The organism is Pseudomonas sp. Q1-7, from assembly GCF_028010285.1.
Taxonomy (GTDB): Bacteria; Pseudomonadota; Gammaproteobacteria; order Pseudomonadales; family Pseudomonadaceae; genus Metapseudomonas.
Genome location: NZ_CP116304.1, coordinates 270,313 through 282,817, shown reverse-complemented (window position 1 = coordinate 282,817; position 12,505 = coordinate 270,313). Strand labels below are relative to the sequence as shown.

The 12,505-nt window shown below is 66.2% G+C and carries 16 protein-coding genes; 6 read left to right on the top strand and 10 right to left on the bottom strand.

Annotated features, from left to right (window positions below; all coding sequences use genetic code 11):
• Nucleotides 1-12: 12 nt before the first annotated feature.
• From PJW05_RS01345 to PJW05_RS01325, 5 genes are read left to right on the top strand one after another with little or no spacing between them, the layout of a single operon-like run.
• Nucleotides 13-432: a DUF4426 domain-containing protein gene (locus PJW05_RS01345; RefSeq protein ID WP_271410154.1), complete on the top strand. Its 420-nt coding sequence runs from the start codon at nt 13-15 to the stop codon at nt 430-432.
• Nucleotides 429-1,022, top strand: a complete 594-nt coding sequence (rdgB, locus tag PJW05_RS01340; RefSeq protein ID WP_271410153.1) for an RdgB/HAM1 family non-canonical purine NTP pyrophosphatase — start codon at nt 429-431, stop codon at nt 1,020-1,022. The genes PJW05_RS01345 and rdgB overlap by 4 nt, the downstream gene beginning before the upstream one ends.
• Entirely contained in the window at nt 1,019-2,203 is a 1,185-nt protein-coding gene (gene hemW, locus PJW05_RS01335; protein ID WP_271410152.1) for a radical SAM family heme chaperone HemW, read from the top strand. Before rdgB ends, hemW begins: the two co-directional genes overlap by 4 nt.
• A gap of 60 nt (nt 2,204-2,263) precedes the next feature.
• Nucleotides 2,264-2,587, top strand: coding sequence for a DUF3392 domain-containing protein (locus tag PJW05_RS01330; protein ID WP_271410151.1), 324 nt, complete (start codon nt 2,264-2,266; stop codon nt 2,585-2,587).
• Between the two features lie 51 nt (nt 2,588-2,638).
• A complete protein-coding gene (locus PJW05_RS01325) occupies nt 2,639-2,893 on the top strand; it encodes a hypothetical protein (protein WP_271410150.1) in 255 nt (84 codons plus the stop codon).
• Between the two features lie 186 nt (nt 2,894-3,079).
• Here PJW05_RS01325 and PJW05_RS01320 read toward each other — a convergent pair whose 3' ends face one another.
• The 5 genes from PJW05_RS01320 to PJW05_RS01300 form a co-directional block, all read right to left on the bottom strand.
• Nucleotides 3,080-4,423: a DUF1329 domain-containing protein gene (locus PJW05_RS01320; RefSeq protein WP_271412158.1), complete on the bottom strand. Its 1,344-nt coding sequence runs from the start codon at nt 4,421-4,423 to the stop codon at nt 3,080-3,082.
• A 139-nt stretch (nt 4,424-4,562) separates the two neighbouring features.
• Nucleotides 4,563-5,282 (bottom strand): tRNA (guanosine(46)-N7)-methyltransferase TrmB, encoded by a 720-nt coding sequence (gene trmB, locus PJW05_RS01315; protein ID WP_271410149.1) that lies wholly within the window; start codon nt 5,280-5,282, stop codon nt 4,563-4,565.
• 24 nt (nt 5,283-5,306) lie between these two features.
• Nucleotides 5,307-6,101, bottom strand: a complete 795-nt coding sequence (locus PJW05_RS01310) for a thiazole synthase (RefSeq protein WP_271410148.1) — start codon at nt 6,099-6,101, stop codon at nt 5,307-5,309.
• Nucleotides 6,102-6,176: 75 nt separating this feature from the next.
• Nucleotides 6,177-6,377 (bottom strand): sulfur carrier protein ThiS, encoded by a 201-nt coding sequence (gene thiS / locus PJW05_RS01305; RefSeq protein WP_271410147.1) that lies wholly within the window; start codon nt 6,375-6,377, stop codon nt 6,177-6,179.
• 106 nt (nt 6,378-6,483) lie between these two features.
• Nucleotides 6,484-6,861, bottom strand: a complete 378-nt coding sequence (locus PJW05_RS01300; protein ID WP_271410146.1) for a DUF423 domain-containing protein — start codon at nt 6,859-6,861, stop codon at nt 6,484-6,486.
• A 75-nt stretch (nt 6,862-6,936) separates the two neighbouring features.
• Between PJW05_RS01300 and mtgA the strand changes: the two genes are divergently transcribed.
• A complete protein-coding gene (mtgA, locus tag PJW05_RS01295) occupies nt 6,937-7,629 on the top strand; it encodes a monofunctional biosynthetic peptidoglycan transglycosylase (protein WP_271410145.1) in 693 nt (230 codons plus the stop codon).
• Nucleotides 7,630-7,680: 51 nt separating this feature from the next.
• Here the strand turns inward: mtgA and PJW05_RS01290 are convergent, their stop codons facing one another.
• The 5 genes from PJW05_RS01290 to ftsY all read right to left on the bottom strand — a co-directional run bounded on the left by PJW05_RS01290 (nt 7,681) and on the right by ftsY (nt 12,396).
• Entirely contained in the window at nt 7,681-8,283 is a 603-nt protein-coding gene (locus PJW05_RS01290; protein WP_271410144.1) for a hypothetical protein, read from the bottom strand.
• Nucleotides 8,284-8,343: 60 nt separating this feature from the next.
• Entirely contained in the window at nt 8,344-9,198 is an 855-nt protein-coding gene (gene rpoH / locus PJW05_RS01285; RefSeq protein WP_271410143.1) for an RNA polymerase sigma factor RpoH, read from the bottom strand.
• Between the two features lie 113 nt (nt 9,199-9,311).
• Nucleotides 9,312-10,331, bottom strand: a complete 1,020-nt coding sequence (ftsX, locus tag PJW05_RS01280; protein ID WP_271410142.1) for a permease-like cell division protein FtsX — start codon at nt 10,329-10,331, stop codon at nt 9,312-9,314.
• Entirely contained in the window at nt 10,328-10,996 is a 669-nt protein-coding gene (ftsE, locus tag PJW05_RS01275; RefSeq protein ID WP_044871017.1) for a cell division ATP-binding protein FtsE, read from the bottom strand. Before ftsE ends, ftsX begins: the two co-directional genes overlap by 4 nt.
• A complete protein-coding gene (gene ftsY / locus PJW05_RS01270; protein ID WP_271410141.1) occupies nt 10,993-12,396 on the bottom strand; it encodes a signal recognition particle-docking protein FtsY in 1,404 nt (467 codons plus the stop codon). The genes ftsE and ftsY overlap by 4 nt, the downstream gene beginning before the upstream one ends.
• Nucleotides 12,397-12,505 lie beyond the last annotated feature (109 nt).

The window sequence follows — 12,505 nt, the reverse complement described above, 5'->3', positions numbered from 1 at the left end:
AGGAGGCCCACCATGCGTCGTTTAGCCCTGTTCCTTTTCGCCCTGTGCCTGGCCCTGCCGGCAGTTGCCGAGCGCAAGCAGACCTTCGGCGACCTGGACGTGCACTACAACGCCTTCAACTCCAGCTTCCTGCAGCCGGATATCGCCGCCGCCGTGGGCCTGACCCGCAGCAAGTCCCAGGGCGTGATCAACGTCGCCGTGCTCAAGGCCGGCAAGGCCAGCACCGCGAGCGTCAGCGGCCAGGTGAAGAACCTGCTCGGCCAGATCACCCCGCTGCAGTTCAAGCAGGTCAGCGAGGGCGAAGCCATCTACTACCTGGCGCAGTTCCCCATCAGCGAGCGCGAGGTCATGAGCTTCACGCTCAACGTGCAGCAGGGCGGCGAGCCGGCGCACACCATCAGCTTCAACCAGGAAATCTTCCCCGACGAATGATGCCCTTCAAAGAACTGGTGCTGGCCAGCCACAACGCCGGCAAACTCAAGGAACTCCAGGCCATGCTCGGCGACAGCGTGAAGGTTCGCTCGATCGCCGAATTCAGCAGCGTGGAGCCGGAGGAAACCGGCCTCTCCTTCGTCGAGAACGCCATCCTCAAGGCGCGTAACGCGGCGCGGGTGTCCGGCCTGCCGGCACTGGCCGACGATTCCGGCCTGGCAGTGGATGCCCTCGGCGGCGCCCCTGGCATCTACTCGGCGCGCTACGCCGACGGCAGGGGTGACGCGGCGAACAACGCCAAGCTGCTGGACGTGCTGCGCGACGTGCCCGAAGCCGAGCGCGGCGCCCAGTTCATCTGCAGCCTGGCCCTGCTGCGCCACGCCGACGACCCGCTGCCGATCCTCTGCGAAGGCCAATGGCGCGGCAGCATCCTGTTCGAGGCCCGCGGCGAGCAGGGCTTCGGCTACGATCCGCTGTTCTGGGTCGCCGAATGTGGCGCCTCCGCCGCCGAACTCGCGCCCGCCGAGAAGAACCGCCTCAGCCACCGCGCCCGTGCCATGGCCCTGCTCAGGCAGCGGCTGGGAATATGAACGGCCCCGGCCCGCACCCGGCAGCTGAAAGCCAGGCCCCGGGCTTCCAGCTGCCAGCCCTGTCGCTCTACGTCCATATTCCCTGGTGCGTGCGCAAGTGCCCCTACTGCGACTTCAACTCCCACGCCGCCGGTCCGGAGCTGCCTGAAGAGGCCTATATCGACGCCCTGCTGGCAGACCTTGAACAGGACCTGGGGCATGTCCACGGCCGCGAGCTGACTTCCATCTTCTTCGGTGGCGGCACCCCAAGCCTGTTCAGCGCCAATGCCATCGGCCGGCTGCTGGACGGCGTGGAGCAGCGGGTGCCCTTCGCCCGCAACATCGAGATCACCCTCGAAGCCAACCCCGGCACCTTCGAACAGGCCAAGTTCGCCGCCTATCGCCAGCTCGGCATCAACCGCCTGTCCATCGGCGTGCAGAGTTTCCAGGAAGCCAAGCTCAAGGCCCTCGGACGCATCCACGGCGGCGAGGAAGCCGTGCGCGCCGCCGACATGGCCCGCCGCGCCGGCTTCGACAACTTCAACCTGGATCTGATGCACGGCCTGCCGGAGCAATCCATCGAGGACGCCCTGGAAGACCTGCGCATTGCCATCGCCCAGGGGCCCACACACCTCTCCTGGTACCAGCTGACCATGGAGCCGAACACGGTGTTCTGGAGCCAACCGCCGGAATTGCCCGAGGACGACATCCTCTGGGACATCCAGGAGGCCGGCCAGGCGCTGCTGGCGGAACAGGGCTACGCCCAGTACGAGGTGTCCGCCTACGCCCGTGACGGCCTGCGTGCGCGCCACAACCTCAACTACTGGACCTTCGGCGACTTCCTCGGCATCGGCGCCGGCGCGCATGCCAAGCTGAGCAGCCCGGAAGGCCGCATCATCCGCAGTTGGAAGACTCGCCTGCCGAAGGACTACCTGGACCCGGCCAAGCGCTTCCAGGCGGGAGAGCGTCACCTCGACCAGGACGAACTGCCCTTCGAATTCCTCATGAATGTGCTGCGCCTCACGGACGGCGTGCCGGCGGAACTGTTCACTCAACGCACCGGCCTGCCGCTGGCCAGCCTCAGCGCGGCCCGCAGCGGAGCCGAGGCCCGTGGCCTGCTGCTGAAGGACCCGCAACGCCTCGCGGCCACCCGCGAAGGCCAGTTGTTCCTCAACGACCTGCTGCAGCACTTCCTGCCTTGACGGGCGCACCGCGGATTTGAAATCGTCTGCCCCCGAACCTCTTCGCCAAGGACACCCTGGATGGACGTCGTACTGGACCTGATCGCCACCCTGTCGCGCTGGAGCCGCGGCCACCTGCACGATATCGCCCTGGCCATCATGGCCACCCTGCTGGTGCTGTTCGGGCCCTCCCTGAACGCCTGGGTGCAACAGCGCATCGGCAGCCTCAACTTCCTCTTCCGCACCCTGCTGTTCGTGCTGCTCTGCGCGGTGGGTTACGGCCTGGCGATGATCTACCTGACACCCTGGCTGGCTAAGGGCCTGGGTTACTTCAACAACTACACCCTGGCGCCGGTCCTGCTACTAGTCTTCTTCGTGATCGGTGTGATCGCCGATCGCAATTGAGGCCGGCAGCTTCTCTGGCGGCCAATGGCCGCCACCCCAGGGAGCATGCCCATGAAGCCGATCAAACACCTCTACCTGCACTTCCAGGACGGCCAGCGCCTGGCCCTGCGCTTTCCCCAGCAAAGCGCCGATCCGGTTGAAATTGCCCGGGGCCTGCGCCAGCAACTGCAATCCCCCTTCCTCAGCATCGAGGTGGACGGCGACCTGCTGCTGATTCCACGGGAAAGCATCAAGTACATGCAGGTCAGCCCGGCGCCACCGACGTTGCCGGAAGCCACATTGACCGGCGCCGAGCTGATCAACTGAGCGCCCCTGTGGAAGCGATCTCGCTCGCGAATGCCGCCCGCAGTGCTGTCGTAGAGGCCCAACGCCCATCTCTCGCGGGGTTTCGCCGGCTCGGCCCCCCCTAGCCATGGAGCGGATTCGGCAAAAAACACCCGCCCATTAAAAAGCCGCCCCGAGGGGCGGCTGGGATGGCCAGGCAGGCCGGAATCAGTTGCCTTCGCGCCGTAGCGCCTGGGGCGTGAAGTCCCTGGGGCTGAGCGGAGCGTTGAAATCATACATGGGTTCGTTGTTGTCGAGGCCATCGACGAAGTAACGGTCGCCCACGAAATCGTAGATGGTTTCCAGCGTGCTGCCGAACATGGGGACATCGTAGTAGCTGATCGGATGACTTTCCTGCAGGCCGCTCAGACGCTCCTCCTTGTCGTAGAGGTCGACGGCGAGGATCTGCCAGCTGTCCTCGTCCAAGTAGAAGCGGCGCTTGGCGTAGGGATGGCTGAAGCCCTTGCGCAGGGTCGCGTCCACCACCCAAACGCGGTGCTGCTCGTAGCGCAGCAGGTCGGGGTTCACATGGCCGGCCTTGAGGATCTGCTCGTAGGGAATGCCCTTCTGGTGCACCGCGTAGCTGTTGTAGGGCACCAGCATTTCCTGCTTGCCCAGCAGGTGCCACTCGTAGCGGTCGGGTGCGCCGTTGTAGGCGTCCACCACATCGGCGGTGGCCAGGCCGTTGGTATCGGGCTGCAGGGTGTCGTAGGCCAGCATCGGCAGGCGGCGCACGCGGCGCTCGCCCCGGTTGAAGCGCCAGGCCTTGCGGATCGACAGCACCTGGTCGAGTGTTTCCTGCACCACCAGCGCCGAACCGGACAGCTTGGCCGGGGCGACGACGCGGTACTTGTAGAAGAACAGGGTGTTCTCCAGGTTGCCCGGGGTCATCCCCTCGCGCCCGTAGACAAAGTAGATGTCGCGTTCCAGCTTGAGCAGGTTGTAGCTGCCACTGGTGAGGACCGCCGCCTGGTTCGTGGTGAAGTGAATCTGCTCGCCGCGATAACGCAGGATGTGGTTCCAGATGGCTTCCAGGCCGTCGGCCGGGATCGGGAAGGGAACGCCCGCGGCCACGCCCTCCACGCCGTTGCCGCCCGCGATCAGGGTGCCATTGCCGGCATTGAAGCGGGTGGCGTCATAGATGCGTTGCGGAGCGGCGGCACTGCGGTGGGTGGGGAATACCCGCAGCCTGTAATCCGGGTGTTCTTGCAGCAGGGCCTTGTGGCCTGGCGTCAACAGTGCCTCGTACTGGCCGAGGTTGTTGCCGTCGATGATGAAACGCGGCGCTTCACCGGCGTAGGGGTCCGGGTGGTGCATGCCCGGCTGGTAGCCGGCCGGCGGGCTGGCGAGGCCGCCAGTCCAGGCGGGGATGGTGCCGGCGGCATTGCCGGCGCGTTCGCCGCCCAGTGGGGTGAGGTCCTGCCCGAGACGGGCGGCCTGGGTGGCGTCGACTTTGGCCTGGGCCTGCAGGGCGCAGCCGGCCAGGAGCAGATATCCGAATGTTCTCAACAACACAGCCTTCTCCTCACGACGCAGTCGTGGCCGCGCCGCTCTTATTCTTATGCCGCCCGACCAGTGGGCAGGCGTTGCTATCGTCGGATCAGGTGAGGAGCCGGGTGGTCCCGGTCTAATCAGGTATGCCGGCGCGCGGTTAATCGATGCGCTGGAACTTGAGGTCCCAGACGCCATGGCCGAGGCGTTCGCCACGGCGCTCGAACTTGGTCACCGGGCGCTCGTCCGGGCGCGGGACAAAGCGGCCGTCCTCGGCCAGGTTGCGGTAGCCGGGGGCGGCATTCATCACCTCCAGCATGTGCTCGGCGTAGTGTTCCCAGTCGGTGGCCATGTGCAGCACGCCGCCAACCCTGAGCTTGCGTCGCACCAGTTCGGCGAAGGCCGGCTGGACGATACGTCGCTTGTGATGGCGGGACTTGTGCCAGGGATCGGGGAAAAACAGCAGGACGCGGTCCAGGCTGGCGTCGGCCACGCAATCGCGCAGGACTTCCAGGGCATCGCAGCTGTACACACGGATATTGGAAAGCCCCTGGGTCAGCGCGCCATTGAGCAACGCACCGACACCGGGCCGGTGTACCTCGACACCGATGAAGTCCTGCTCCGGCGCGGCGGCGGCCATTTCCAGGGTGGCGTGGCCCATACCGAAACCGATTTCGAAGGTGCGTGGCGCACGGCGGCCGAACAGGGCATCGAAATCCTGCGGGCCGTCGGCCAGCTCCAGGCCGAACTTCGGCCAGCCCTGGTCGAGACCGCGCTGCTGGCCTTCGGTCATGCGCCCGGCACGCATCACGAAACTCTTGATGGTGCGGTGGTGGCGCGTTTCGTCGGCGATAACCGGCGAGCCCTGTTGTTCGATCATTGTGCGAAAACCTGTCAGTGGAACTTAGCGAATCAGTCCGTCCAGCGGTGAAGAAGCGCTGGCGTAAAGCTTGCGCGGCATGCGCCCGGCCAGATAGGCGAGGCGCCCGGCGACGATGGCGTGCCTCATGGCCTCGGCCATCATCACCGGATTCTGCGCATGGGCGATGGCGGTGTTCATCAGCACGGCCTCGCAGCCCAGCTCCATGGCGATGGTCGCGTCGGATGCGGTGCCCACACCGGCATCCACCAGCACCGGAACCTTGGCTTCCTCGAGGATGATGCGCAGGTTCCAGGGGTTGCAGATGCCCATGCCCGAGCCGATCAGGCCGGCCAGGGGCATGACCGCGATGCAGCCGATCTCGGCCAGTTGGCGGGCGATGATGGGGTCGTCGCTGGTGTAGACCATGACGTCGAAGCCGTCCTTGACCAGTTGCTCGGCGGCCTTGAGGGTTTCGACGACGTTGGGGAAGAGGGTTTTCTGGTCGGCCAGGACTTCCAGCTTGACCAGGTTGTGGCCATCCAGCAGCTCGCGTGCCAGGCGGCAGGTGCGCACCGCTTCTTCAGCGTCATAGCAACCGGCGGTGTTCGGCAGGATGGTGTACTTGTCCGGCGAAATCACGTCCAGCAGGTTCGGCTCGTCCGGGTTCTGGCCGATGTTGGTGCGGCGCACCGCCACGGTGACGATCTCGGCGCCCGAGGCCTCGATGGCCACGCGGGTTTCCTCGAGGTCCTTGTACTTGCCGGTGCCCACCAGCAGACGCGACTGATAGGTGCGGCCCGCGAGGGTGAAGGGCTTGTCGATCGGCGTAGGGCTCATGCTGGACTCCTGGCGGGCAGAGGGGATGGCGTGAAGTACGGAACGGATGCTGCGGGCGGGCACGGGGCGTGCTGGCTAGCCGCCGCCGATGGCGTGGACCACCTCGACGCGGTCGCCGTCGCGCAGGGCGGTGGCGGCGTGCTGGCTGCGCGGCACGATGTCGAGGTTGAGTTCGACCGCGACGCGTCGGCCGGCCAGATCCAGGCGGGAGATGAGGTCCGCAACGGTCTGACCTTCGGGCAGTTCGTAGGATTCGCCGTTCAACTGAATACGCATGACGGATCAGTCACAACTGGAAAAGGGACGGCATTCTAGCCCGATAGCCGCGTCGGACCAAGGCAAAACGGCGCCATTCGTCCCGTAATTTGACGCCACGGTCAAGTCAGCGGGCGGCGAGGTTCCAGGCCGCCAGCCCGAGGCACAACCACCCGGCGAGGAAGGCCAGACCACCGAAGGGGGTGATGATGCCGAGCTTGCCGATCCCGGACAGGGTCAGCAGATACAGGCTGCCGGAAAACAGCAGGATGCCGAAGGCGAAGAAGCCGCCGGCCAGGCTCACCAGACGGCCCGGCGCGTGCAGCGCCAGCAGGGCTGTGCCGAACAGGGCCAGGGCGTGGATCAACTGGTAATGGGTGCCGGTCTGGAACACCGCCAGGTAGTCGGGTGTCAGCCTGCTCTTCAGCCCGTGGGCGGCGAAGGCGCCAAGGGCCACTCCGGTAAAACCGGCGAATGCGGACAGCAACAGGAACAGGCGCGCCATGGGAACTCCAGACAGAAGACGGACGGCCGCTATAATGGCGCGCAAATTTCCCAGGGCCAAGCCAGGGTCCCCACCATGTTCCGCACCATTCGCCGCCGCCTGTTCATACTGCTGCTCTGGTTCGCAGCGGCGTCCGCGTTGCTGGTGATCCTGTTCCGCTGGGTACCGCCGCCCGGCTCGATGCTGATGGTCGAACGCAAGATCGAATCCTGGTTCGACGGCAAGCCCATCGACCTCCGACGCGACTGGGTGTCCTGGGATGAACTGCCGGACGACCTGAAGGTCGCGGTGATCGCCGCCGAAGACCAGAAGTTCGCCGGGCACTGGGGCTTCGACATCCCCGCTATCCGCAAGGCCCTGGCGCACAACGAGCGTGGCGGCTCGCTGCGCGGCGCCAGCACCCTCAGCCAGCAGGTGGCGAAGAACCTTTTCCTCTGGTCCGGCCGCAACTGGGTCCGCAAGGGACTGGAAGTCTGGTTCACCGGCCTGATCGAGCTGTTCTGGCCGAAGCAGCGCATCCTCGAGGTCTACCTGAACAGCGTCGAATGGGGCAATGGCGTGTTCGGCGCCGAGGCGGCGGCGCGCCAGCACTTTGGCGTGCCCGCCGCGCGCCTGTCGCGGCAGCAGGCGGCACTGCTCGCGGCGGTGCTGCCCAACCCGCGCCACTGGAGCCCTGCACGCCCCAGCCGCCATGTCGACAGCCGCGCCGGCTGGATTCGCCGGCAGATGAATCAACTGGGCGGCAGCAGCTACCTCAAGCAGCTCTGATACCGAAAACCTCTGGAGGGGGGCGACCGACGCGCGGCAAGCCGGCCGGGATCAGTGCTTCATCGCCTCGCGCGGCACCAGGTGCAGCAATTGCAGCTTGCCATCCAGCACATGCACGCTCAGGCCTTGCTGGGGATAGATCCAGGCCTCCCCGTCGCCGGTGCGCAGACGCAGGCGCGGCGGGCCGATACTGGCGGCCAGGCGCGCAGCCGGTACTTCGACCATCGGCACCATGTTCAGCACCGCCACCCGATGTCCATCCAACTGCGCCAGCAGGTCGGCACTGAGAGGCTGTTCCTCGCGCCCCTTGCCCAGGACCTTGAGCAGGCTGGCGCGCTCGCTCTCACTGAGCCCCAGCTCGGCCTCCAGCCGCCAGGCGCCTTCCTTCCGCTGCTGCTCGGCGCGAAAGACCAGGCGCGGACCTCCCGCGCGCGGCTGCAGCCAGAGTTCGCCCGGCGCCAGTTCGGCCAGTTTCGCCAGCGGCAGGTCGCCCTCGGCCAGTGGCACGATCACCATGTCCTGCCACTCCACCAACCAGGTCAGCGGTTCGGCCTTGGCGGGCTGCCGGCTCATCCACAGCGCCAGGGCAAAGAACAGCACGGCGACTGCGGCGAACAGCAGCCAGTGACTGGAGCGCAGGGATGGCAGGGGCATGGCGGTTTTCTCCAGGCAGAAAAAAGCCGCACCGAGGTGCGGCTTTTCCGGGTTTCAGCATCACGCCTGAATGAAGCCCTTGAGCTTGTTCATGGCGTTCTTCTCCAACTGGCGAATACGCTCGGCGGAGACGTTGTACTTGGCCGCCAGGTCGTGCAGCGTGGCCTTTTCCTCGGCCAGCCAACGCTGGTAGAGGATGTCGCGGCTGCGCTCGTCCAGGCCGTCCAGCGCTTCGTGCAGGTTGGCGGTGGAGCTGTCGCTCCAATCGGCCTCCTCCAGCTGGCGCGCCGGGTCGTAACGATGGTCTTCCAGGTAATGCGCCGGGGCCTGGAAGGCGGTGTCGTCGTCGGCATCCGCCGCCGGGTCGAACGCCATGTCCTGGCCAGTCAAACGGCTTTCCATCTCACGGACTTCATGGGGCTCGACACCGAGGGTGTTGGCCACCGCATGGACTTCATCGTTGTTCAGCCAGGTCAGACGCTTCTTCTGGCTGCGCAGGTTGAAGAACAGCTTGCGCTGCGCCTTGGTGGTCGCGACCTTCACGATCCGCCAGTTGCGCAGGATGAATTCATGGATCTCGGCCTTGATCCAGTGGACGGCGAAGGACACCAGGCGCACACCCATCTCGGGATTGAAGCGCTTGACGGCCTTCATCAGGCCGACGTTGCCTTCCTGGATCAGGTCGGCCTGGGCCAGGCCATAGCCGGAATAACTCTTGGCGATGTGTACGACGAAGCGCAGGTGCGCCAACACCATCTGCCGTGCCGCTTCCAGATCTTGTTCATAGAAGAGGCGTTCGGCCAGTTCGCGCTCCTGCTCGGCAGTCAGCAGCGGAATGCCGTTGACCGCATGCACATAAGCCTCCAGGTTCGCACCGGGGGCCAGGGCATAGACAGGTTGCAGGGAAGTGGTCATGCGAATCCTCCGACTCACTAAAGCTCGCGCAGTGTAGCACTGGCCAATCTGACTGCAAGGGGGTGTAAAAGTTTCCTTACACGCTGTGCAGAAAGACGCGAAACCGGCGCCGACTAACGCGGCGCCAGTTCGCTGAGATGACGGGCGACGGCCAGCCAGGCACCGATGTACCCCAGCAGCACGGCCCCCAGCAACAGGGACAGCCCATCGCCCAGGGGCACGCCGGCCAGGGCGAAGTCGCTGCCGTAGAGGCCGGCAAGACGCACCACGGCATCGTTCAGCCAATCCAGGCCGTAGGCCAGCACCAGCCAGGCCAGCAACCCGGCACCCGTGCCATAGAGCGCCCCCATATAGAGGAAGGGACGGCGCACGTAGCTGTCGGTGCCGCCCACGAGCTTGATCACCTCGATCTCGGTGCGACGGTTCTCGATGTGCAGACGAATGGTGTTACCGATCACCAGCAGCAGCGCCAGGATCAGCAGCACCGCCAGGCCGAAGACGAACCGCTCGCCCAGCTTGAGGATCGCCGAGAGGCGTTCGACCCAGACCAGGTCCAGTTGCGCCTGCTCGATGCCGGGCAGCTCGGACAGGCGCTGGCGCAGGGCCTCAAGGGCCGCCTTGTCGACCTCCCTGGGCGTGACCAGGACCACGCCCGGCAGCGGGTTCTGCGGCAGTTCCTTGAGGGCCTCCCCGAGGCCGGACTGCTGCTGCAGTTCGGCCAGGGCTTGCTCGCGACTGATCCACTCGGCCTCGGCCACGTCCGGCATGCCGGCAATCTCGTCGCGCAGCTTCTGCCCCTGGGACTCGCTGGCGTCCATCTTCATGAACAGGGAAATCTGCGCCGCGCGCTGCCAGGAACCCCCGAGGCGCTCGACGTTGCTCAGCAACAGCGACAGGCCCATGGGCAGGCTGAGGGCGATGGCCATCACCAGGCAGGTAAAAAAGCTGCCGATGGGCTGGCGGCCCAGCCGGCGCAGGCTGTCCACCAGGCTGGCGCGATGGCTCTCCAGCCAGGCGTGCAGCAGGGTACGGAAATCCGGACCGTCGTCGTGGTGTTCCGGGGACTCGACGTGGCGCGGCGAAGCCCCCACGCGCTCGGCGGGCTTGGGCGGCGGCATCTGCTTGGCGCTCATACGGCCTCCCCGTCGCCGATCAGGCGACCACGTTGCAGGGTGAGCAGGCGATGACGCATGCGTGCAATCAGCGCCAGGTCGTGACTGGCGATCAGCACGGTGGTACCCAGGCGATTGATGTCCTCGAATACGCCCATGATCTCGGCCGCCAGACGCGGGTCCAGGTTACCGGTGGGCTCATCCGCCAGCAGCAAGGCCGGGCGGTGGACCACGGCGCGGGCGATGCCGACGCGCTGCTGCTGGCCGGTGGACAGGTCGGCCGGGTAGAGCTCGGCCTTGTCCGCCAGGGACACACGCTCCAGCGCCACGCTCACCCGTTTGGCGATCTCCGCCTTGGACAGGCCGTGGATCTGCAGCGGCAGGGCCACGTTGTCGAATACGCTGCGGTCGAACAGCAGCTGGTGGTTCTGGAAGACCACACCGATCTGCCGGCGCAGGAAGGGAATCTGCGAGTTGGTGATGGTCGACAGGTCCTGCCCGGCCAGCAGCAGCTTGCCGCTGGTGGGGCGCTCCATCGCCAGCAGCAGGCGCAACAGGGTGCTCTTGCCGGCGCCGGAATGGCCGGTGACAAAGAGGAACTCGCCACGGCGGACGCGGAAACTCAGTTCGTGCAGGCCGACATGACCATTGGGATAGCGTTTGCCGACCTGCTCGAATCGAATCATGCGGACTCCCGCTCGGCGAAGAGGGCCTTGACGAAGGCGTCGGCTTCGAAGGTGCGCAGATCGTCGATGCCTTCGCCCACGCCTATGTAGCGGATCGGCAGGCCGAACTGCTTGGCCAGGGCGAAGATCACCCCACCCTTGGCGGTGCCGTCCAGCTTGGTCAGCGCCAGGCCGGACAGATTCACCGCCTGGTGGAACTGCTTGGCCTGGTTGATGGCGTTCTGCCCGGTGCCGGCATCCAGCACCAGCAGCACTTCGTGAGGAGCCGTTTCGTCCAGCTTGCCGATCACCCGGCGCACCTTCTTCAGCTCTTCCATCAGGTTGTCCTTGGTGTGCAGGCGGCCGGCGGTGTCGGCGATCAGCACATCGATCCCCCGGGCCTTGGCAGCCTGCACGGCGTCGAAGATCACCGAAGCGGAGTCGGCGCCGGTGTGCTGGGCGATGACGGCGATGTTGTTGCGCTCGCCCCACACTTGCAGTTGCTCCACGGCGGCGGCACGGAAGGTGTCGCCGGCGGCGAGCATGACCTTCTTGCCGTCCAGTTGCAGCTTCTTCGCCAGCTTGCCGATGGTGGTGGTCTTGCCGACACCGTTCACGCCGACCACCAGGATCACGTAAGGCGCACTGCCGCCGCCGATCTTCAGCGGCTGCTCGACTGGCCGCAGGAGGGCAGCCAGCTCTTCCTGCAGGGCCTTGTAGAGCGCGTCGCTGTCGGCCAACTGCTTGCGCGCGACCTTCTGGGTCAGGCTCTGAACGATGGCGGTGGTGGCTTCCACGCCGACGTCGGCGGTGAGCAGCCGGGTTTCGATTTCGTCCAGCAAGTCGTCGTCGATGGCCTTGCGTCCGAGGAACAGGCTGGCCATGCCTTCGCCGAGGCTCGCGCTGGTCTTCGACAGACCTTGCTTGAGACGGGCGAAGAAACTGCCCTTGGCGGGTTCGGCGGCCGCCGCGATGGCCTGTGCGACAGGCGCGGATTCAAGGGCCGGAACCGGCTGACCCGCTTCCGGCACAGGAGCAGGAGCAGGAGCAGGAGCAGGAGCAGGAGCAGGAGCAGGAGGCTCGGCCACGGGTGGCGCTTCGGCAATCGCCGGCGTGGGATTGGGCGCTTCGTTCACCGCCGGGGCCGGCGCAGGGGCCTCGACCATCGTGGGCGCAGCGTCCGGCACCGGGGTCTCGGCAACGTTCGGCGTGGCGTCGGCCGCCGGAGCCGGCTGGGCAACCACAGCGGCCTCGGGCGTCGGTGCTGGTACGGCCGGAACCTGCGCCTCGCCCGAGCTCACCGGCTCCGCCGGAGGAGCAGCGGGAGCGGCTTCCTGGGGCTTCTTGCGCAGCCAGCCGAACAAGGATTTCTTTTCCCCGGCCGGAGCCGGAGCTTTCTTGTCGTCGTTGGAACCAAACATGAGTCGATTGCATCTCAAGGGAGCAGCAGTGCTGGCTCTACGCTGGCCCGCTTCGCCGCCCCGGGAAAGGATGGGGTATCCTAGCACCTCTTCGCCCGCTGGCGGTACG

Bases quoted from the DNA above. Each gene is read 5' to 3' on its own strand.
- PJW05_RS01345 (WP_271410154.1), top strand. From the start codon at position 13: ATGCGTCGTTTAGCCCTGTTCCTTTTCGCCCTGTGCCTGGCCCTGCCG.
- rdgB (WP_271410153.1), top strand. From the start codon at position 429: ATGATGCCCTTCAAAGAACTGGTGCTGGCCAGCCACAACGCCGGCAAA.
- hemW (WP_271410152.1), top strand. From the start codon at position 1,019: ATGAACGGCCCCGGCCCGCACCCGGCAGCTGAAAGCCAGGCCCCGGGC.
- PJW05_RS01330 (WP_271410151.1), top strand. From the start codon at position 2,264: ATGGACGTCGTACTGGACCTGATCGCCACCCTGTCGCGCTGGAGCCGC.
- PJW05_RS01325 (WP_271410150.1), top strand. From the start codon at position 2,639: ATGAAGCCGATCAAACACCTCTACCTGCACTTCCAGGACGGCCAGCGC.
- trmB (WP_271410149.1), bottom strand. From the start codon at position 5,282: ATGATCGAACAACAGGGCTCGCCGGTTATCGCCGACGAAACGCGCCAC.
- PJW05_RS01310 (WP_271410148.1), bottom strand. From the start codon at position 6,101: ATGAGCCCTACGCCGATCGACAAGCCCTTCACCCTCGCGGGCCGCACC.
- thiS (WP_271410147.1), bottom strand. From the start codon at position 6,377: ATGCGTATTCAGTTGAACGGCGAATCCTACGAACTGCCCGAAGGTCAG.
- PJW05_RS01300 (WP_271410146.1), bottom strand. From the start codon at position 6,861: ATGGCGCGCCTGTTCCTGTTGCTGTCCGCATTCGCCGGTTTTACCGGA.
- mtgA (WP_271410145.1), top strand. From the start codon at position 6,937: ATGTTCCGCACCATTCGCCGCCGCCTGTTCATACTGCTGCTCTGGTTC.
- PJW05_RS01290 (WP_271410144.1), bottom strand. From the start codon at position 8,283: ATGCCCCTGCCATCCCTGCGCTCCAGTCACTGGCTGCTGTTCGCCGCA.
- rpoH (WP_271410143.1), bottom strand. From the start codon at position 9,198: ATGACCACTTCCCTGCAACCTGTCTATGCCCTGGCCCCCGGTGCGAAC.
- ftsX (WP_271410142.1), bottom strand. From the start codon at position 10,331: ATGAGCGCCAAGCAGATGCCGCCGCCCAAGCCCGCCGAGCGCGTGGGG.
- ftsE (WP_044871017.1), bottom strand. From the start codon at position 10,996: ATGATTCGATTCGAGCAGGTCGGCAAACGCTATCCCAATGGTCATGTC.
- ftsY (WP_271410141.1), bottom strand. From the start codon at position 12,396: ATGTTTGGTTCCAACGACGACAAGAAAGCTCCGGCTCCGGCCGGGGAA.